Below are 18,543 nucleotides of genomic sequence, written 5' to 3'. Positions count from 1 at the left end.
CCGGCCGTGCTCGCCCTGCTGCTGACCCTTGTCGGCGCGATCGGCCTCGTCTGGCTGGGGCGGACGGCGGCCCGTCTTGCCCATTGTCACCGTCAGGTAACCCGTGCCTGGGAGCAGTTCGATGTCCTGGTGTGCCAGCGTAATGCGCTTTTGCCGCAGGCCCTGACCGAACTCGCGATCCCGCCGGCCCGGCGCGCCGGCCTGGACACCGTCCTGGCGGCACAGGAATCCGCCCGCCGCCACGGCGATCCTCCGCAACTTGCGACGGCCGAGCGAGACCTGCGGAAGAACTGGGACCTGCTCGTCGAGGAATTCGGCGAATCCAACCGCGATCACTCCGGCGTCCGGCGTATCGAGGCCCTGGATGCAGCGATCACGGATGCCATTCGCCGCTACAATGCGGCCCTTGGCGCCTATCGCTCGCTGTGCCGAACCCCTCCGGGCGTACTGGTCGCGCGCCTGACCGCCCGTGGTTCCTACGCCCCCCTGGAGCCCTCCCACCAGCGCGAGCGTGCACATTGATCAGTGTTTCCCTGACAGTGGCATAATCTCGTTCCCAAACATCGACCCCGGGAGCCGTCGTGTCCAATCCGTTGCTGAACGTGGATTCCCTGCCCGCGTTCCGGTCCATCGAGCCGGATCATGTGATCCCGGCCATTGATCAGTTGCTCGCCGACAATCGCCGCGAGATCGATGAACTCGTCGCCCGCGCCGGTGATCGCCCCACCTGGGACAACCTGGTCGCTCCTCTCCAGGACCTGGAAAACCGCCTGGAGACCGCGTGGTCACCGGTCAGCCATCTGAATTCGGTGATGAATTCGCCGGCCCTGCGCGAGGCCTACAATGCCTGCCTGCCCAGGCTGTCGGATTACGGCTCCTGGCTGTCGCAGCACCAGGGCCTGTACCAGGCCTTCCGCGCGCTGGCCGATGGCGATGAATACCCGCGCCTTTCGCCGCAGCGGCGCAAGGTCATCGACGATGCCCTGCGTGACTTTCATCTGAGCGGTGTCGATCTGCCCGCGGAGGCGCGCGACCGTCTGCGAGCCATCGACGGGCGGCTCTCCGAGCTGACCGCCAGCTTCGAAGAGAATGTGCTGGACGCCACTCAGGCCTGGGCCCATCCGCTATACGAGGAGGGCGAACTCGCCGGCCTGTCCGATTCCGACCGCGCCCTGCTGGCCCGGAACGCCCGTGACCACGAACTGGACGCACCCTGGGCCGCCACCCTCGACTTCCCCAGCGTGCACGCCGTCCTCACTCACGCCGACGATCGCGCGCTGCGCGAACGCGTGTATCACGCCTTCGTCACCCGTGCCTCGGAGACCGGCCCGCACGACGTTGCCTACGACAACTCCGCCAACATGGTCGAAATCCTGCAGCTGCGCCAGGAAAAGGCCGAACTCACCGGTTTTCCCCGTTACGCCCATCGTTCGCTGGCGACCAAGATGGCCGAGACCCCGGAGCAGGTTGAGCAGTTTCTCGCCGATCTCGCCCACCGCGCCCGTCCGCAGGCCGAACGCGACCGTGCCGAGCTGGAGCGCTTTGCCCGCGAGGAACTCGGCCTCGAGCAACTCGAGTCCTGGGATGTGGCCTGGGCCGCGGAGAAGATGCGCGAGCGCCGGCTCGGACTGTCGCAAGAGATGCTGAAACCGTATTTCCCCGCCACCCGGGCCGTGGACGGTCTGTTCCGTCTGGTCGAACGCCTGTTCGGGGTCCGCTTCGAGGCCGATCCGGAGATCGAGACCTGGCACGACGACGTGACCTTCTACCGCATCTTCGGCCCCGAGGGCGATGAGCGGGCCGGCTTCTACCTGGACCTCTACGCTCGCCGCAACAAGCGCGGAGGCGCCTGGATGGATGTCTGCCGCCAGCGCTATGCGCGGGCCGACGGGTTGCAACTGCCCGTGGCCTACATGACCTGCAATTCCACGCCGCCGGTGGATGACCAGCCCGCGCTGTTCACCCACGACGAGGTGATCACGCTTTTCCACGAATTCGGCCACGGTCTGCACCACATGCTGACCCGGGTCGACGAGCCCGAGATCGCCGGCATCAACGGGGTGGAATGGGATGCGGTCGAGCTGCCCAGCCAGTTCATGGAAAACTGGTGCTGGGAGCGAGAACCGCTGGACCTCTTCGCCCGGCATCACGAGACCGGCGAGCCGATGCCCGAGGACCTGTACGAACGCCTGCAGGGGACGCGTCATTTTCATGCTGCCCTGCAGCTGTTGCGCCAGGTGGAGTTCTCCCTGTTCGACATGCGCCTGCACGACCGTCCGGCCCCGACGGACCCCGCCGAGATCCAGGATCTGCTGGATGCGGTGCGCCAGGAGGTCGCGGTCTTCACTCCGCCGTCCTATAACCGTTTTCAGCACGGTTTCGCGCATATCTTCGCGGGGGGCTACGCCGCGGGTTACTACTCCTACAAGTGGGCCGAGGTGCTCTCGGCGGACGCCTTCGCCCGGTTCGAGGAGGAGGGCCTGTTCTCGCGCGAAGCCGGCGCCGATTACCTGCACGAGATCCTCGAGGCCGGGGCCTCCCGTCCTGCCGCGGATTCCTTCCGCGCGTTCCGCGGCCGCGACCCGCAGATCGATGCGCTGCTGCGCCACAGTGGACTGGAGGAGAAGGCCGCGTGAAGATCGCCAGCTGGAACGTCAATTCCCTGAAGGTGCGTCTGCCCCAGGTCCTGTCATGGCTGGGGACGTCGCACACCGACATCCTCGCCCTGCAGGAGACCAAACTGACCGACGAAGCCTTCCCCGTGGCCGCCATCCACGAGGCCGGCTATCAGGTGGTCCATTCCGGCCAGAAGACCTATAACGGCGTCGCCATCCTGTCGCGCACCGAGGCCACCGACGTGGTGACCGATCCGCCCGGGCTCGAGGACGCCCAGCGCCGCATCCTCGCCGCGACCATCGCCGGCGTGCGCGTGGTGAACCTGTACGTGGTCAATGGCGAGGCCGTGGATTCGGAAAAATACGCCTACAAGCTCGACTGGCTGTCGCGGGTCCGCAGCTGGCTGGAAGAAGAGGCCCGGCACCACGACCGGCTCGTGGTGCTCGGCGATTTCAATATCGCGCCGGACGACCGCGACGTCCACGACCCGGAGGCCTGGGAGGGCAAGGTCCTGTGTTCGGCACCCGAACGCGAAGCGTTGCAGTCCCTGCAGGCCCTGGGGCTGGAGGATACGTTCCGCGCGTTTGATCAGCCCGAAGGTGAATTCTCCTGGTTCGACTACCGTGCCGCGTCCTACCGCCGCAATCGCGGGTTGCGGATCGATCTGATCCTCGCGTCGGCGGAGCTCGGCAGGCGGCTGGCGGGGGCCGGTATCGATCGTGAGCCCCGCGCCTGGGAACGCCCCTCCGACCACGCGCCGGTGTGGGCGGAATTTAACGACGACTGACCCGCCGCCCGCGGTACCACCACCCATCACGGGGAGGACCCATGCAGTACAAGGATCTGCGCGATTTCATCGACGGCCTGGAACAGCGGGGAGAGCTCCGCCGCATCCAGCGCGAGGTCAGCCCCGACCTGGAGATGACCGAGATCAGCGACCGCGTGCTGCGTGCCGGCGGCCCCGCCCTGCTGTTCGAGAACCCGACCGGTTCCGACATCCCGGTGCTGGCCAATCTGTTCGGCACGCCGGAACGCGTGGCCCTGGGCATGGGCGAGGATTCGGTGGAGGCATTGCGCGAGGTCGGCCGCCTGCTCGCCTTTCTCAAGCAGCCCGATCCGCCCAAGGGTCTGAAGGCGGCCTGGGAGCAGCTCCCGGTGTTCCGCAAGGTCCTCGACATGGCGCCGAAGAAGGTGCGCAGTCCGGACTGCCAGCGACACGTGCTCGAGGGTGATGACGTCGACCTGAACCGACTGCCGGTGCAGACCTGCTGGCCGGGCGATGCCGGGCCCCTGATCACCTGGGGCCTGGTCGTGACCCGCGGCCCGGAGAAGACCCGACAGAACCTGGGCATCTATCGCCAGCAGGTGATCGGACGCAATCGCGTGATCATGCGCTGGCTGTCACACCGGGGTGGCGCTCTGGATTACCAGGAATGGTGCCGGGCTCACCCGGGCGAGCCGTTCCCGGTGGCCGTGACCCTGGGTGCGGATCCGGCGACGATCCTGGGGGCGGTCACCCCGGTACCGGATACCCTGTCGGAGTATGCCTTCGCCGGCCTGCTGCGCGGGCGCCGGACCGAACTGGCCACCTGCATCGGTTCCGACCTGCAGGTCCCGGCTTCCGCAGAATTCGTCCTCGAGGGCCATATCCATCCGGGCGATACCGCGCCGGAAGGCCCCTTCGGCGATCACACCGGATACTACAACGAGGTCGACGAATTCCCGGTCTTCACCATCGACCGGATTACCCACCGCGAACGGCCGATCTATCACTCGACCTACACCGGCCGCCCGCCCGACGAGCCGGCCATCCTCGGGGTCGCGCTCAACGAGGTCTTTGTCCCGATCCTGCAGAAGCAGTTTCCGGAGATCGTGGACTTCTACCTTCCCCCCGAAGGCTGTTCCTACCGCCTCGCGGTGGTCTCCATGCGCAAGCAGTACCCCGGCCACGCCAAGCGCGTGATGATGGGGGTCTGGAGTTTCCTGCGGCAGTTCATGTACACCAAGTTCGTCATCGTGGTCGACGAAGACGTGAACACCCGCGACTGGAAGGACGTGATCTGGGCGATCACCACCCGCATGGATCCGGTGCGCGATACCACGCTGGTCGAGAATACACCTATCGATTATCTGGATTTTGCCTCGCCGGTATCCGGTCTGGGATCCAAGATGGGGATGGATGCGACATCCAAATGGCCCGGCGAGACCGACCGCGAATGGGGCCGACCCATCAGCATGGATCCGGCCGTGAAGGAACGGGTGGACGCCATCTGGGACGAACTGGGGCTCTGAACCCGCGACCCGGTTACCGGACTGCAGGAGGGGGCGAGCCCGGGGACATCCGGGCCCGCTCCGTGGGTCCGGGGCTCAGTTACCCAGATGCGCGCCGTCTTCCGGCACCCGCGACCATGCGGCGATATCCGAGCCCATCGCGCGGATCGTGCGTCCCATCACCGAACAGGTACCCTTGAATCCGCCGAAGGCGCCGCCACCGGAGATGCGACGAGAAGTGAAGTCCGCGACCGCTTCACCGTCCTCGTACAGGGTCCCTTCGGCTTCGCTGAAGGCACGGTGTCCGGACCAGGCATTCCCGTCGTTGCGCGCCTGGGTGATCTCCACCATCAGGACCTGGCCGCCGTCCGCCGGGCTCGCGTCACCGCGCGCCTCGAAGCGAATGTCATGCCGTGCACCGAACTCCTGCACGAACTCCGGAAAGCGTTCTTCCAGCTCGCATTCATTGCGGATGGCCTGCGTCACCACCGCATCATCGCTGTAGGTGAAGCGCTCGGGCATCACGATGGTGACGGCCGGATCACTGACCGCCGGCGCCGCCTGCGCCTCCCCGCCCGAATCCCGGGTCTCGTTCGCGGCACAGCCACTCAGTGCCAGCAGGCCCGTTGCGGCCAGCACGCTCAGGTATTGCTTCTTTTGCATGGCTTTCTCCCCTTTGCCCATTGTGGTCTCGCAAAGTCTGCCCCAGAACCCACCCGTCATGCACCCTCCAAAACGGGGGGTCCGGGAGGTCCTTGCGGATTCCTTGCGGTTGCTTGCGTTCCCCGGTTCTCTGCCCACAATGAACGCCTTTTCCGCATGGAGAACGCCCCATGGCCTTTGACGTCACCATCCAGCCCAGCGGCCACCAGTTCGAAGTCGAGGACGATGAAACCGTCCTCGAGGCCGGTCTGCGCCAGGGATTCGCGTTCCCCTACGGTTGCCGCAACGGCGCCTGCGGCTCCTGCAAGGGTCGGGTGCTCTCGGGCGAGGTGGATCACGGACCGAAACTGCCGCCCGGCATTACCGAGGCCGAGCTGGCCGACGGCCTGGCGTTGTTCTGCCAGGCGGTCCCGGTGGACGATCTGGAGATCGAGGTGCGCGAAATCGGCGCGGCCCGTGACATCGAGGTCAAGACACTGCCGTGCCGCGTGGCAGCCCTCAACCGCCTGGCCGATGACGTGATGGAACTCCGGATCCAGCTGCCCGCCCGGGAACGCCTGCAGTTCCTCGCCGGACAGTACCTCGATGTCCTGCTGAAAGGGGGCGAACGCCGCAGCTATTCCCTGGCCAACGCTCCGCACGACGACGAACAGCTGATTCTGCACGTGAAGTACGTCGAGGGCGGACGCTTCTCGGCCCATGTGTTCGAAGAGATGCAGCCCAAGGCCCTGCTGCGTATCGAAGGTCCCCTGGGGCAGTTCTTCGTCGATGAGGAATCCCCGCGCCCACGCCTGTTCGTGGGCGGAGGGACCGGTTTCGGTCCGCTGAAGGGGATGCTGGATCACCTCGCGAACGAGGGCCTGGACCGGCGGCACCACCTGTTCTGGGGCGCGCGGGAGGCGGCGGGTATCTATGCGCCCGAGTGGCTGCAGGCGATGGCGGCGGCGGAACCGGATCACTTCCGTTTTACCCCGGTGCTGTCCGATCATCCGCAGGACGAGGCGGCGGGCTTCGCCGCGCGGGCGGGACTGCCCCACGAGGCGGTGCTGGCCGAATACCCGGATCTGTCCGGCTTCGATGTCTACATGGCGGGGCCGCCACCCATGGTCCATGCGGCCCGCGAGGCCTTCCGTGCAGCGGGCCTGCCCCCGGAACAGCTGTACTACGACAGTTTCGAGCCGGCGGGTGGCTCCTGACCGGGGGCACGGGACCCTGTTCGCCTGCGAACCGGCGCCTGCCGGTTTCGTGGGCGCGGGCCAGACCTTTCTCAGCCGTCGCCGCCGTCCAGGCGCGCCGCGAGACGGCGTGCGGCCGCCAGCATGGATGCATCGGTGGGATCCTCGGCCGTCTCCACCGCGGACTTGAAGCCGAGCTCCTGCGCGATTTCGGCGATGCGTTCGCTGCCCACCACCAGGGGGGTCTTGCGCAGCCACATGCGTCCCAGCTTGCCGACCATCTCGTAGAGATTGCGCAGGCCCTCGCCCGAAGTGATCGTGATGATGTCGATCTGCCCGCGCGAGAACGCATACATCAGATCCCCGGTGTCCCCCTCCGGGCGTCCGCGCCGGTAGGCCTCGGCGAAGGTCACCCCGGCCCCGCGTTCGCGCAGGGTATCTCCCAGCAGCTCGCGCCCGCCGTCTCCGCGGAAGATCACCACCCGCTTGCCGCTCACGTCCTGCATCGCCGGCTCCGCCAGTAGCGCCTCGCTGTCAAAGCGGCGGGGCGGGGCAATGTCGGGCGCGTGGCCGAAACTGCGCAACTCCTGGGCCGTCCGGTTGCCGATCGCGGCGATGGCGGTCCCGGCGGGCCACTCACGATCCGCCAGCGCCAGGTTCATCACGCGCTGAACGGCGTTGGGGCTGATGAACACCGCAATATCGAACCGATCCAGCTCGTCCAGCACTGAGCGCAGATTGGTGGGATCGCTGGGTGCGAGGATCTCCAGCACGGGGAAGCGGATCACCCGCGCCCCTTCATTTTCCAGCGCCTCACAGAACGGTTCCGCCTGAGCGGCGGGCCGGGTCACCAGAATGCCCCGGTCGGCGAGGCTCGGCACCCGGCTCCGGGCAGCGGTTTCGGCATCGGCCATGATGCGGTCCTCAGTGATCGTTCATTGCGGCGCGCAGGAGTGCCCCGGCGCCCAGTTCCAGCAGCTCGTCGGCCAGGCGGATGCCCAGTGTCTCGGCTTCGGCACGTGGCCCGCGTACCTCGCGCTGCAGCAGCTGGCTGCCGTCGACCGCGCCCACCAGCCCGCGCAGCCACAGGCCACCGTCGGCCTCGAGGATCGCATGGGCGGCCAGCGGTACCTGACAACCCCCCTCGAGCCGGCGGTTGAACGCGCGTTCCGCGCGTACCCGATCGCTGGTATCCGGATCATTCAGACTGGCGATCCGTGCTTCCACCTCGTTGTCACCGTCGCGGCATTCGATCGCGATGGCGCCCTGACCGACGGCGGGCAGGCTGACCTCGGGTTCCAGGCAGTTGCAAATGCGCTCGTCGAAGCCCAGGCGCTTGAGTCCCGCCGCGGCCAGCAGGATCGCGTCGTATTCGCCGGCATCCAGCTTGCCCAGCCGCGTGTTCACGTTGCCGCGCAGGTCATGGACTTCCAGATCGGGCCGGCGGGCACGCAGCTGGCACTGGCGACGCAGGCTGGAGGAGCCGACCCGCGCGCCCGCCGGGAGCTCGTCCACGTGCCCGTAGTGATTCGACACGAACGCATCCAGCGGGTCCTCGCGATCGAGGATGACCGGCAGGGCCAGGCCGTCCGGAAGCTCCATCGGCACATCCTTGACCGAATGCACCGCGATATCCGCGCGATCTTCCAGCAGCGCGTTCTCCAGCTCCTTTACGAACAGGCCCTTGCCGCCGATTTTCGCCAAAGGCGAGTCGAGCACGCGGTCGCCCTGAGTGGTCATGCCCACCAGTTCGACCGGCCGGTCCGGGTGTGCCGCGCGCAGACGCTCGGCGACGTGTTCGGCCTGCCACATGGCCAGCGGACTCTTGCGGGTGGCGATGCGTAGCGGTTTCATGCAGTGTCCCGTTCGGGGAACCCGGTGGTTTGTCCCGGGTCCATAAAAACGACGTAGTATAACGGCTCGCAACCCGCAGCCGAAAAAACCGATGGACGAGTTCATGATGACACGCAACCGGATTCTCGCGGCCTTCGGCCTGGCCGCGGCCATGCTGTTCGCCGGTCCGGCTCAGGCGGAGCTGGAACGGGTGACCGACCTGCAGGCGCTCAAGGACAACGGCGAGCGCAAGCCCACCGTGGTGATGTTCACCGCCGAGAATTGCCCCTACTGCGAGCTCGCGAAGGAGGCCCATCTGGGTCCGATGAGCCGTGACGAGGCCCATTCCGACGTCAATATCCTCATGGTGGAGATGAACGGCGAAGAAGTCCGCGATTTCGATGGCAATACCATGCGTGGCTCCGAGCTGGGGAACCGGTACGGGGCCCGCGTGACCCCCACCCTGGTGGCGTTCGACGCCGGGGGCAATCCGGTCGGGCGCCCGCTGGTGGGCATTCCCAACGAGGAGCTCTACCGCAGTCAGGTGCGCATGCGCATCAACGCCGCACGCGAGGGTAGCTGACCCGAGCCACGTCCCGCCGGACCGGACCCGCGCGGATCAGGCCCGCCCGGATCACACCCGGGTGTGCCGCCGCAGAAACTCGCGCACCCGGGCCAGCTGCCGCCGGCTCACCGGTACCGGTTCGCGCCCGTCACGAAACCGCAGACGATGGTCCCCGGCGTTGCGGGTCTCCAGGCCCGCGACGTTCCGGGCCACCGCCAGGGCCCCGCGGTGCACGCGCAGCACCTCGTCCCCCAGGGCCTGCTCCAGATCCTGCAGCCGAGCCTCGACGAAGCCCTCGAGGTCCCGCCCGCGTGCGACTACGCAGCCATCCTCGGTGACGAAACAGTCGATCGCATCCAGCTGCACCGACTCTTCGCGCCGGCCGATGCGCAGGCGTATGGCCGGCGGATCGTCCGGTTGTGCGGATCCGGCCGTTGACTGCCGGGCCCGTTCCAGAGCCTGCTCCAGTCGCTCCCGGCGTACGGGCTTGAGCACGTAGTCGCGCACCCCCGCTTCGAAGGCCTGCAGGCCGAAAGCCTCGTGTGCGGTGACCAGGATCACGACCAATTCGGGATGGCTCCGCGCGAGTTCGCCCGCCAGCTCGATCCCGCGCTCGCCGGGCATCTCGATGTCCAGCAGCAGCGCTCCCGGCCGGTGGGTCTGCAGAGCCGTGCGTACCTGGCCGGCGTCCGCGGCTTCCGCCACCACCCGGTGGCCCAGTTCGGTCACAAGGTCGCGCAGCCGCTCGCGCGCGACCGGTTCGTCATCCGCGATCAGCAATTCCATGGATCAGCGTCTCCCTCGTCGATCCTGCGGTGTGCGGGGTATCTGCAGCCGGACCCGGAATTCGTCTCCCTCGCGTTGCGCGTGAAGCGATGCCCGGTCGCCGAAGGCGTGGCGCAGGCGCAGCCGGACCGCGTCGCTGGCGGTTCCGGTACCGGCCGGAGCGGCCACCTCCGGCAGGCTGTTGCGGATCTCGATGGTCAGCGTATCCCGTTCCGGGCGAATCCGGATTCCCAGATGCCCCTGCCCGCGGGCTGGAGCGATCCCGTGCTGGATCGCGTTCTCCACCAGCGGCAGCAGCACCAGGGACGGGATCTGCTGTTCCAGCGCCGGGTCCTGCTCGGGCCACTCCCGGTCGATCCGGAACCGCTCGCCCAGGCGTGTCTGCTCCACCCGCAGATAGCCCTCGACCACGGCCAGCTCCTCGCGCAGCGAATGGCGGTCGGCGCCATTGAACGCGGCACGAAACAGATCCGCGAGGTCCAGGGTGACCTGCTCCGCGCGCGAGGGATCCGTGCGGCACAGCCCGGCGATGGTGTTCATGCTGTTGTAGAGGAAATGCGGCCGCAGGCGTGCCCGCATGGCCTGTTCCCGCGCCTGCGCCACGGCCCGGGTCTCGCGCTGCCAGGCCGCCTGCAGATACAGGTAGTGCATCGCGACCAGGCTCAGGATCACCGCGATGCCCAGCACCGGCAGACGCAGCTCCGGATCCGCCAGCTGCACCGACTCGGCGGCGCGCTGCACCAGCGCGGTATTGACGATGGGGACCAGCGGCGGCAGGACGATCTGCAGGGTCAGCGGGCCACGCCGCAGCGGGCGTTGCAGCAGGCACAGGATCAGCAGACTGGTGAGCGCGACCCAGAAGATGAACAGGGCATACAGCGCCAGGGTCCCCGCCCAGTCGCCGGTCCCCGGTCGCAGCAGGGTGATCGCCAGCGCCAGCAGCACCGCCAGCATGAGCACCCGCAGCAGGGTCTCCGCGCCACAGAAATCCGGCAGCGGCGAGACGCGTTCCGCGCGGGCCTCGAGCGCCGGCGTGTTCCCGCTGGACGAACCCGGTTCCGGGCGCATGGCAGTCGCTCTCCCTGTATACTTCCCTGTCGTTCAAACCCCGTTCAGAGTGCACCATGACGCAGGATTCCCCGCAGGACAAGCCGGCCGCCGAAGCCAAGCTCTGGGGTGGCCGCTTCTCCGAGCCCACCGATGCCTTCGTGGAGCGATTTACCGCCTCGGTGGACTTCGACCGCCGCCTCTACCGCGAGGACATCCGGGGCTCGCAGGCCCACGCGCACATGCTGGCCAGGGTGGGGGTCCTGAGCGAGGACGAGGCGCGCCGGATCGTCGACGGGCTGGACGCCATCCGCGACGAGATCGCCGCCGGGGAGTTCGACTGGCAGGTGGGCCGCGAGGATGTCCACATGAACATCGAGGCGCGCCTGATCGAGCGCATCGGCGATGTCGGCAAGAAGCTGCACACCGGCCGCTCGCGCAACGACCAGATCGCCACCGACATCCGCCTGTGGCTGCGCGCCGCGATCGACGAGATCCTCGAACTGATTCGTTCCTACCAGAGCGGTCTGGTGGATCTGGCCGAGCGCGAGGCCGACACCATCATGCCCGGGTTCACCCATCTGCAGACGGCCCAGCCGGTGACCTTCGGCCACCACATGCTGGCGTGGTACGAGATGCTCGAGCGCGATGCCGAACGGCTGCGCGACTGCCGGCGCCGGGTGAACGTCCTGCCGCTGGGCGCCGCTGCCCTGGCGGGTACGCCGTACCCCCTGGACCGCGAATACGTGGCGGAACAGCTCGGATTCGACGGGGTCACGCGCAACTCGCTGGATGCGGTGTCGGATCGCGATTTCGCGATCGAATTCACCGCGGCGGCCTCGACCCTGATGATGCATCTGTCGCGTCAGGCCGAGGAGCTGGTGCTGTGGACCAGCGCCCAGTTCGACTTCATCGAGCTGCCGGATCGCTACTGCACCGGATCCTCCATCATGCCGCAGAAGAAGAACCCGGACGTGCCCGAGCTGGTGCGCGGCAAGACCGGCCGGGTGTATGGCCATCTGACCAGTCTCCTGACCCTGATGAAGAGCCAGCCGCTGGCCTACAACAAGGACAACCAGGAGGACAAGGAGCCGCTGTTCGATACCGTGGACACCCTGCTGGGCTCCCTGCGGGCGTTCGCCGACATGGTTCCCAACCTGGCCGTGCGTCGTGCGAACACCCTGGCGGCCACTACCCGCGGTTTCGCCACCGCCACCGATCTCGCCGACTACCTGGTGGAGCGGGGCGTGGCCTTCCGCGACGCCCACGAGGTGGTGGGCCGTGCGGTGCGCCTGGCGCAGGAGCGGGGTGTGGACCTGGCACAGCTGTCACTGGAGGAACTGCAGCAGCTGAGTGCCGCGGTGGGCGAGGATGTCCACGATGTGCTGACCGCCGAGGGTTCGGTGGCCGCCCGCCGGGTGACCGGCGGGACGGCGCCGGAACAGGTCCGGCGCCAGGTCGCGGCCGCGCGCGCGCGTCTGGCCGCGGCCGGGGATCAGTCCTCGACGTAGCCGTCGACCACCTCCCACATCACGTTGCCGTGCACCACCTCGTATTCCAGTAGCAGCTGGCCGAAGCGGTCGCCGCTCTCGAAATGGGCGAGCACCCAGCGCGCGTTGAGTACGTAGATCCCGTCTTCGCGGAACTCGGCGGTGTCACCGTCGCGCAGGACCTCGGGAACCAGTTGCGGATTCTCGACCAGATCCTCGGACAGCCGGCGCTCCGGGTTGGTCATCCCCAGGCGCTGCAGCTGCTGAATGTCGGCGTTGCGCAGGCCGATCTCCACCGGGCGCGGCACCTCCTCGCGGGTGTATTCGGCCAGCTGCATCTGGGCCTCCAGCAGCTCGCGGTTGGCCTCGGTGACGTCGTGCTCCAGGCCTTCGGCGCGCGCGATATAGATCGCCAGGATGATGACGAAGAACGCCATCAGGCCCAGCCACATCAGGCGTTCACGGGTACGCAGGCGACCCGGATCCTCGTTGTCGGTCTCGGGGTTGCGGTTTTCATCATCCTGGGACACGGCGGTTCTCCTCGGTTGCGGGCGGGCGGTAGTCCCGGGCCGAGTGGGCCCATGGGACGTACCCTCGACATGTGGCGCATGATAACCCGCAATGTTCCCGCTGCCGAGGTGCCGCCTCATGTCCGCCGCCGAGCCGAACCGCGAACGTCCTCCGGAGACACCGCCGTCGGGCGCCGGGCTGGAATGGATCAACCGTTTCGCCGCGCTGCCGGATGCCTTCCATCACCGCCCGGAGCCCGCCCCGTTCCCCGGGGCCCGGCTGCTCGCCAGCAGCCCGGCGATGCGCGAGCGTCTGGGTCTGACGCCCGAGGATCTCGCCGCCGAGCCGTGGCTCGGCATGATTACCCGCGGCGAGCCGGTGGCGGGCACGCCGCAGGTCGCCAGCGTGTACGCGGGTCACCAGTTCGGGGTCTACGTGCCGCAGCTGGGCGATGGCCGGGCCAAGTTGCTGGGGGAGGTGCGCACGCCCGCCGGCGAGCACTGGGAGCTGCAGAGCAAGGGCTCCGGACCGACCGCGTTTTCGCGTCATGCCGACGGCCGCGCGGTGCTGCGCTCGTCGATCCGCGAATACCTGGTTTCCGAGCACATGGCGGCGCTGGGTATCCCCACCACGCGGGCGGTCGCCCTCTACGGGTCCTCGCTGCGGGTGTTCCGCGAGCGCATCGAGAGTGGCGCGGTGGTGTTGCGCGCGGCCCCCAGCTTCCTGCGTTTCGGGCATTTCGAATACTTCCATTATGCCGGCTATCCGGAGCGGTTGCGCCAGCTGATCGACTACGCGCTGGACCATGACTTCCCCGAGCACAGGGACGCGGAAGACCCGGTGCGGGCGATGCTGGAGACCGTGACCGCGCGCACCGCCGAGCTGATGGCGGACTGGCAGGCGGTGGGCTTCAGCCACGGGGTGATGAACACCGACAACATGAGCCTGACCGGTCTCACCATCGACTACGGCCCGTTTGCGTTCATGGACGCCTACGATCCCGATTACATCTGCAACCATACCGACCAGGGGGGTCGTTATGCCTTCGGCCGCCAGCCGGGCGTGGCTCAGTGGAACCTGATCCGCCTCGCGGAGACCCTGGTGGGGCAGTTCCGCGCCCCCGACATCGACACCGCGGTGGAGCAGGCGAAGCCCGTCCTCGAGGCGTACCAGGAGCAGTTCCGCGCGGCCTGGTTGCGGCGCATGCGCGCCAAGCTGGGCCTGCAGCTCGAACGCGACGAGGACGAGGCCCTGATCCAGGATCTGCTCGCCCGGATGGCGGCCGAAGGCGTCGACTACACCCGGTTCTTCCGTCAGTTGCCGGAACTGGAAGACGGAGAGACGCGTCAGGGATTCATCGAAGAACTGGAAGACCCGCGTGCCTGGGAGGCCTGGGAGGATCGCTGGCGTGCCCGTCTGGGCCACGAGACGCGCCCGACCACGGAACGCCATGTGGCGATGCGGGCGGTCAACCCGAAATACATCCTGCGCAACCACCTGGCGCAGGCTGCTATCAAACGCGCCGAGGAGGGTGACCTGTCGGAGGTCGAACGACTGCAGCGCGTGCTGAGCCGGCCGTTCGACGAACAGCCGGAGGACGAGGACCTCGCCGGGCTCCCGCCGGCCTGGGCCAGCGGGATCCAGCTCAGCTGTTCGTCCTGAGGGGAGGCGCTGCCTGCTTCAGGCGGAGTCGGGGACCTCTTCCAGCAGCAGGCTGCGTCCGCCCATCGCGCTCGGCTTGGGCACGCCCATCAGTTCCAGCACCGTGGGGGCGACGTCGGCGAGTCCGCCGCCGGTACGCAGACGCCAGCGCTGGCTGTCGAGGATCATGCACATCACCGGGTAGATGGTGTGCTGGGTGTGCGGTGCCCCGGTGACCGGGTCGACGTATTCGTCGCAGTTGCCGTGGTCGGCGGTGACGATCACCGAGTACTCCTGGGCCTCGGCCGCATCCAGCACCCGCCCGACCTCGCGGTCGAGGGTGTGAACGGCTTCGATCAGGGCCTCGCGACGGGCGGTATGGCCCACCATGTCGCCGTTGGCGAAGTTCACGAGAATGAACCCGTAACGCCCGCTTTCCATCGCCTTGATGGTCTCGTCGGCCACCTCGCGCGCGCTCATCTCCGGCTGCTCGTCATAGGTGTCCACCGCGGGCGAGGGCACCATCACCCGCTTTTCGCCCGCGTAGGGTTCTTCCTTGCCACCGTTGAAGAAGAACGTGACGTGGGCGTATTTCTCGGTCTCCGCGCAGTGGAACTGCGGGATCCCGGCGGAGGCGATGGTGGAACCCAGGGTGGTGGACGGGCGTTCCGGGGGGAATGCGATCGGCGACAGAAAGCGCGGGTCGTATTCGGTCAGGCAGGTCTCGGAGACCGGATGGAAGTCCCCGCGATCGAACCCGTCAAAATCATCCATGCCCAGGGCGGCGGTGAGCTGGCGCGGGCGGTCGTTGCGGAAGTTGAACAGCACGCATTCCGCCTCGGTGCCCATCGGCGCCCCGCCATTGATGATGCGGGGCTTGATGAATTCGTCATCCTCGCCCGCGGCCCAGGCACCCTCGATCGCCTCGCGCGCGCTGCCGACCGGTTCGCCTTCGGCGAAGGCCATCGCGCGGAAGGCCTTCTCCGTGCGGTTCCAGCGCTTGTCACGGTCCATGGCATAGTAGCGTCCGCAGACCGTGGCGATGAACCCGCCGGCCTGCTCCAGTTCCGGCTCCAGGGTCTCGAGATAGTTCAGGGCCGAGCGCGGGGCGGTATCACGGCCGTCGGTGATCATGTGCACGATCGGCCGGGCGCCTTCCTGACGGCAGATGCCAATCAGGGCCACCAGGTGCCGGATATGCGAATGCACGCCGCCATCGGACACCAGGCCGATCAGGTGCAGCGGCTGATCCTTGGAGGCCGCGGCCCGCGCCGCACTGACCAGGGCATCGTTCTCGAAGAAGCTGCCGTCGGCAATGGCGTCGTCGATGCGCACCAGGTCCTGATTGACGACCGTGCCCGCGCCCAGCGTCAGATGGCCGACCTCGGAGTTGCCCATCTGTCCGTCCGGCAGGCCGACCGCACGACCGCAGGCATCCAGGGTGGTGTGCGTGCGGGTCGACAGATAGCGGTCGAGGTTGGGGGTGTCCGCCTCGGCGTAGGCGTTGTTGATCTTGCTCGGGTTCACGCCCACCCCGTCCATGACGATGAGGAGGACGGGGCGGCGAGGGGTGGTGCGCGGATCAGCCATCGCGGTCTCGGTACCTGGGTGCGTGGGTGGGACGGAATTTCAGTGAGTGCTGAATTTTACCAGCTCCGCACGCGGTTTGGAGGTCCGGGCCGCTCGCGACTCAGCGGGGATCACGCTCGGGGCGATCCCCCGATTCGTCCGGCGTGTCGTCCGCCGCATCGTCCGGCCCATCCGTGCGGTTGCCCGCGGATGCGTTGCCGCGTCGCGCGTCTTCGGCCTCGATGCGATCGAGTTCGGCATCCATCTCCGCCTCGGACAGCGGGGTGTAGCCGGTACGGGCCGCGGGAGACGGACGCGTTTCGTCGGAGGTGTCGGCGGCCGGCGCCCTGCCCGCGGGTTCGGGCCGGGTGGTGCCGGAGCGCGGTGCGGGGCCGGAATCCGGTCCGCTCTGCGGCCCCGCGCCCGGGCCGCCGCCCGGTCCGCCCTCGGGGTCATCGGGCCCCTCCGGGTCGTCCTCGGGGGTGGCCTTCTGTTCGGCCTTGCGCCGCTCCATGATGCGCGCAAGGATCAGGCCGACCTCGAACAGCAACCACATCGGCAGGGCCAGCAGGGTCTGCGAAATGATGTCCGGCGGAGTCAGGACCATGCCCACCAGGAACACCCCGACGATCACGTACGGGCGCTTGGCGGCCAGCTTCTCGGTGGTGGTGGCCCCCATGGTCACCAGGAGGATGGTGGCCACCGGCATCTCGAAGGCGATGCCGAAGGCGATGAACAGCAGGATGACGAAATCCAGGTAGCGCGAGATGTCCGTCATCACGTCCACGCCTTCCGGCGCGGCCGCGGTGAAGAACGCGAAGATCAGCGGAAAGACCACGAAATAGGCGAACGCCATCCCGAGGTAGAACAGGATGGTGGATGACGCGACCAGAGGGCCGGCCAGGCTCTTCTCGTGCTGATAAAGCCCCGGCGCGATGAACGCCCAGAGCTGATAGAGCAGGTACGGGATGCTGATCGCCACCGCCAGCAGCAGGGTGAGCTTGAACGGGATCAGAAACGGCGCGGCCACCTCGATCGCGATCATGCTGGTGCCTTCCGGCAGATGCGCCATCAGCGGATCGGCCAGGAAGGTATAGAGCTGGTTGGCGAACGGGAACAGGATCAGGAACACCACCAGCACGGCGATGAACATCCGCAGGACCCGGTCGCGCAGCTCGATCAGGTGGGAGAGCAGGGTCTCGGTGGCCTCTTCCGTGGGTTCGACCCCCGGGCTGGTCTTGCTCATGGGCGTTCGTCAGGCGTGCGGGGTGAGTGGTCGGTGTCGGTTTCCTGCGGCCCGTCGCCGCCCTGTTCTTCCGGGGATTCCGGCGCTTGCCCGGCGGGGCGCTGCGGCCGGCGCCCGGCGGTGCGCCGCCGGGGCCTTTCTTCCCGCGTGCTGCGCTGTTCGCGTTCGGCCGCCAGTGCGGGATCTTCGGTGGCCAGGTCCGGGCCCATGTTGTGGCTGACGGGTACCCGCTCGAGGTCACCGCCGTCAGCGTCCCAGGCCGGTTCCTCAGGCGCGGATCCCGCCTCGCCATCCTGCGTGCCGGCATCCTCTACCGAATCGGCGCGGGAGGTGTCGGTTTCGCGACCGGCCGGTTCCGGAGGGGTGCGACGTTCGCGAACCGCGGGACGTGCCGGCTTCGCCGGTTGCGTGTCCCCGTCGGCCGACTCGCCGGCATCCGAATCCGCATCCGCCGGGGTGTCGTCGGTGTCGCGCAGCTCGCGGTTGATCTCGCGTTCGGTCTGCTCCAGATCCTCACGCAGGCTGGTCTCGGTGTCCTCGACCATGTGCTTGAGCTCGCGGATCTCGCGGTCCTGGCTCTTGACCATCTCGCGCAGTTCCTCGGTCTGGAACTCGCGCTCCACGTCCGAGCGCACGCTCTGGACAAAGCGCCGCGTCTTGCCGACGAACCGGCCGATCTCGCGCGCAAGGCCGGGCAGGCGCTCCGGTCCCACGACCAGGAGCGCCACCACGACGATGATCAGGATTTCCCAGAAGCCGATGTCGAACATGGACTAGCGCCGCTGCCGGCCGGTCGTTGCGGACCGGAACCGGATCAGGCGTTCTTGTCCGACGAGTCGTTGTCGCCGGACTTCTCGCTGCGCTTTTTCACCTCGGCGTCGACCACGCGACCTTCGTCGTCTTCGCTCTGGTTCTCGACGCCCGGCTTTTCGCCTTCCACGCCTTCCTCGCCTTCTTCCTTCTTCTGGTTCTCGCCGTCGGGGTCCTTGACCGCCTGCCGGAAGTTCTTCAGCGCGGAGCCGACGTCACCGCCCATGTTGCGCAGTTTTTTCGTGCCGAACAGCAGGACCACGATCAGAAGGATGATCAGGAGCTGCCAGATGCTGATACCACCAATACCCATGGAGTGTC

18 protein-coding genes are annotated in these 18,543 nt (G+C 67.7%); 8 read left to right on the top strand and 10 right to left on the bottom strand.

The window, feature by feature from the left end; genetic code table 11:
* Nucleotides 1-6 precede the first annotated feature (6 nt).
* Genes F787_RS0103270 through ubiD form a run of 4 tightly spaced genes read left to right on the top strand, consistent with a single transcriptional unit; the run spans nucleotide 7 to nucleotide 4,908 of the window.
* Nucleotides 7-522 carry a hypothetical protein gene (locus F787_RS0103270; protein ID WP_028491306.1) on the top strand — a complete coding sequence of 172 codons (516 nt, stop codon included), beginning with the start codon at nucleotides 7-9 and terminating at the stop codon, nucleotides 520-522.
* 59 nt (nucleotides 523-581) lie between these two features.
* A complete protein-coding gene (locus F787_RS0103265) occupies nucleotides 582-2,636 on the top strand; it encodes a M3 family metallopeptidase (RefSeq protein ID WP_028491305.1) in 2,055 nt (684 codons plus the stop codon).
* Entirely contained in the window at nucleotides 2,633-3,403 is a 771-nt protein-coding gene (xth, locus tag F787_RS0103260) for an exodeoxyribonuclease III (RefSeq protein ID WP_018868883.1), read from the top strand. The genes F787_RS0103265 and xth overlap by 4 nt, the downstream gene beginning before the upstream one ends.
* Before the next feature lie 41 nt (nucleotides 3,404-3,444).
* Nucleotides 3,445-4,908, top strand: coding sequence for a 4-hydroxy-3-polyprenylbenzoate decarboxylase (gene ubiD / locus F787_RS0103255; RefSeq protein WP_019588919.1), 1,464 nt, complete (start codon nucleotides 3,445-3,447; stop codon nucleotides 4,906-4,908).
* A 75-nt stretch (nucleotides 4,909-4,983) separates the two neighbouring features.
* Here the strand turns inward: ubiD and F787_RS0103250 are convergent, their stop codons facing one another.
* Nucleotides 4,984-5,550 carry a hypothetical protein gene (locus F787_RS0103250; RefSeq protein WP_028491304.1) on the bottom strand — a complete coding sequence of 189 codons (567 nt, stop codon included), beginning with the start codon at nucleotides 5,548-5,550 and terminating at the stop codon, nucleotides 4,984-4,986.
* 170 nt (nucleotides 5,551-5,720) lie between these two features.
* Between F787_RS0103250 and F787_RS0103245 the strand changes: the two genes are divergently transcribed.
* Complete coding sequence (locus F787_RS0103245; protein WP_028491303.1) at nucleotides 5,721-6,746, top strand: CDP-6-deoxy-delta-3,4-glucoseen reductase; 1,026 nt, start codon at nucleotides 5,721-5,723, stop codon at nucleotides 6,744-6,746.
* Between the two features lie 71 nt (nucleotides 6,747-6,817).
* Here the strand turns inward: F787_RS0103245 and F787_RS0103240 are convergent, their stop codons facing one another.
* Entirely contained in the window at nucleotides 6,818-7,639 is an 822-nt protein-coding gene (locus F787_RS0103240; protein ID WP_019588920.1) for a uroporphyrinogen-III synthase, read from the bottom strand.
* Nucleotides 7,640-7,649: 10 nt separating this feature from the next.
* The gene (gene hemC, locus F787_RS0103235; protein ID WP_081694075.1) at nucleotides 7,650-8,579 is read right to left on the bottom strand and encodes a hydroxymethylbilane synthase; all 930 of its coding nucleotides are present in this window, start codon (nucleotides 8,577-8,579) and stop codon (nucleotides 7,650-7,652) included.
* Between the two features lie 91 nt (nucleotides 8,580-8,670).
* On the opposite strand from hemC, the gene F787_RS0103230 reads away from it, so the two are divergent.
* Nucleotides 8,671-9,141, top strand: coding sequence for a thioredoxin fold domain-containing protein (locus tag F787_RS0103230; RefSeq protein ID WP_028491301.1), 471 nt, complete (start codon nucleotides 8,671-8,673; stop codon nucleotides 9,139-9,141).
* 51 nt (nucleotides 9,142-9,192) lie between these two features.
* Here F787_RS0103230 and F787_RS0103225 read toward each other — a convergent pair whose 3' ends face one another.
* The gene (locus F787_RS0103225; RefSeq protein WP_019569345.1) at nucleotides 9,193-9,909 is read right to left on the bottom strand and encodes a LytTR family DNA-binding domain-containing protein; all 717 of its coding nucleotides are present in this window, start codon (nucleotides 9,907-9,909) and stop codon (nucleotides 9,193-9,195) included.
* A gap of 3 nt (nucleotides 9,910-9,912) precedes the next feature.
* Nucleotides 9,913-10,977, bottom strand: coding sequence for a sensor histidine kinase (locus F787_RS0103220; protein WP_028491300.1), 1,065 nt, complete (start codon nucleotides 10,975-10,977; stop codon nucleotides 9,913-9,915).
* 56 nt (nucleotides 10,978-11,033) lie between these two features.
* Between F787_RS0103220 and argH the strand changes: the two genes are divergently transcribed.
* Nucleotides 11,034-12,467: an argininosuccinate lyase gene (argH, locus tag F787_RS0103215; RefSeq protein ID WP_028491299.1), complete on the top strand. Its 1,434-nt coding sequence runs from the start codon at nucleotides 11,034-11,036 to the stop codon at nucleotides 12,465-12,467.
* Here argH and F787_RS0103210 read toward each other — a convergent pair.
* Nucleotides 12,452-12,976 (bottom strand): hypothetical protein, encoded by a 525-nt coding sequence (locus tag F787_RS0103210; protein WP_028491298.1) that lies wholly within the window; start codon nucleotides 12,974-12,976, stop codon nucleotides 12,452-12,454. The genes argH and F787_RS0103210 overlap by 16 nt on opposite strands.
* A 118-nt stretch (nucleotides 12,977-13,094) precedes the next feature.
* On the opposite strand from F787_RS0103210, the gene F787_RS0103205 reads away from it, so the two are divergent.
* Nucleotides 13,095-14,618 (top strand): YdiU family protein, encoded by a 1,524-nt coding sequence (locus F787_RS0103205; RefSeq protein WP_028491297.1) that lies wholly within the window; start codon nucleotides 13,095-13,097, stop codon nucleotides 14,616-14,618.
* A gap of 18 nt (nucleotides 14,619-14,636) precedes the next feature.
* On the opposite strand, the gene gpmI is transcribed toward F787_RS0103205, so the two are convergent.
* The 4 genes from gpmI to tatA form a co-directional block, all read right to left on the bottom strand.
* Complete coding sequence (gene gpmI / locus F787_RS0103200) at nucleotides 14,637-16,187, bottom strand: 2,3-bisphosphoglycerate-independent phosphoglycerate mutase (protein WP_028491296.1); 1,551 nt, start codon at nucleotides 16,185-16,187, stop codon at nucleotides 14,637-14,639.
* Nucleotides 16,188-16,287: 100 nt separating this feature from the next.
* Entirely contained in the window at nucleotides 16,288-17,412 is a 1,125-nt protein-coding gene (gene tatC, locus F787_RS0103195; RefSeq protein ID WP_028491295.1) for a twin-arginine translocase subunit TatC, read from the bottom strand.
* Nucleotides 17,409-18,182, bottom strand: coding sequence for a Sec-independent protein translocase protein TatB (gene tatB, locus F787_RS0103190; RefSeq protein ID WP_028491294.1), 774 nt, complete (start codon nucleotides 18,180-18,182; stop codon nucleotides 17,409-17,411). The genes tatC and tatB overlap by 4 nt, the downstream gene beginning before the upstream one ends.
* Before the next feature lie 44 nt (nucleotides 18,183-18,226).
* Entirely contained in the window at nucleotides 18,227-18,535 is a 309-nt protein-coding gene (gene tatA / locus F787_RS0103185) for a twin-arginine translocase TatA/TatE family subunit (protein ID WP_018868868.1), read from the bottom strand.
* Between the last annotated feature and the right edge of the window lie 8 nt (nucleotides 18,536-18,543).

It is taken from the genome of Thioalkalivibrio sp. ALE19 (genome assembly GCF_000428605.1).
Classification (GTDB): domain Bacteria; phylum Pseudomonadota; class Gammaproteobacteria; order Ectothiorhodospirales; family Ectothiorhodospiraceae; genus Thioalkalivibrio.
Note: the sequence above shows the minus strand (reverse complement) of the source record. Positions and strands in the feature narration are given on the sequence as shown.

What these genes read in the sequence shown, in the direction of transcription:
- ubiD (WP_019588919.1), top strand. Translation starts at nt 3,445, where the DNA reads ATGCAGTACAAGGATCTGCGCGATTTCATCGACGGCCTGGAACAGCGG.
- F787_RS0103250 (WP_028491304.1), bottom strand. Translation starts at nt 5,550, where the DNA reads ATGCAAAAGAAGCAATACCTGAGCGTGCTGGCCGCAACGGGCCTGCTG.
- F787_RS0103245 (WP_028491303.1), top strand. Translation starts at nt 5,721, where the DNA reads ATGGCCTTTGACGTCACCATCCAGCCCAGCGGCCACCAGTTCGAAGTC.
- F787_RS0103240 (WP_019588920.1), bottom strand. Translation starts at nt 7,639, where the DNA reads ATGGCCGATGCCGAAACCGCTGCCCGGAGCCGGGTGCCGAGCCTCGCC.
- hemC (WP_081694075.1), bottom strand. Translation starts at nt 8,579, where the DNA reads ATGAAACCGCTACGCATCGCCACCCGCAAGAGTCCGCTGGCCATGTGG.
- F787_RS0103230 (WP_028491301.1), top strand. Translation starts at nt 8,671, where the DNA reads ATGGACGAGTTCATGATGACACGCAACCGGATTCTCGCGGCCTTCGGC.
- F787_RS0103225 (WP_019569345.1), bottom strand. Translation starts at nt 9,909, where the DNA reads ATGGAATTGCTGATCGCGGATGACGAACCGGTCGCGCGCGAGCGGCTG.
- F787_RS0103220 (WP_028491300.1), bottom strand. Translation starts at nt 10,977, where the DNA reads ATGCGCCCGGAACCGGGTTCGTCCAGCGGGAACACGCCGGCGCTCGAG.
- argH (WP_028491299.1), top strand. Translation starts at nt 11,034, where the DNA reads ATGACGCAGGATTCCCCGCAGGACAAGCCGGCCGCCGAAGCCAAGCTC.
- F787_RS0103205 (WP_028491297.1), top strand. Translation starts at nt 13,095, where the DNA reads ATGTCCGCCGCCGAGCCGAACCGCGAACGTCCTCCGGAGACACCGCCG.
- gpmI (WP_028491296.1), bottom strand. Translation starts at nt 16,187, where the DNA reads ATGGCTGATCCGCGCACCACCCCTCGCCGCCCCGTCCTCCTCATCGTC.
- tatC (WP_028491295.1), bottom strand. Translation starts at nt 17,412, where the DNA reads ATGAGCAAGACCAGCCCGGGGGTCGAACCCACGGAAGAGGCCACCGAG.
- tatB (WP_028491294.1), bottom strand. Translation starts at nt 18,182, where the DNA reads ATGTTCGACATCGGCTTCTGGGAAATCCTGATCATCGTCGTGGTGGCG.
- tatA (WP_018868868.1), bottom strand. Translation starts at nt 18,535, where the DNA reads ATGGGTATTGGTGGTATCAGCATCTGGCAGCTCCTGATCATCCTTCTG.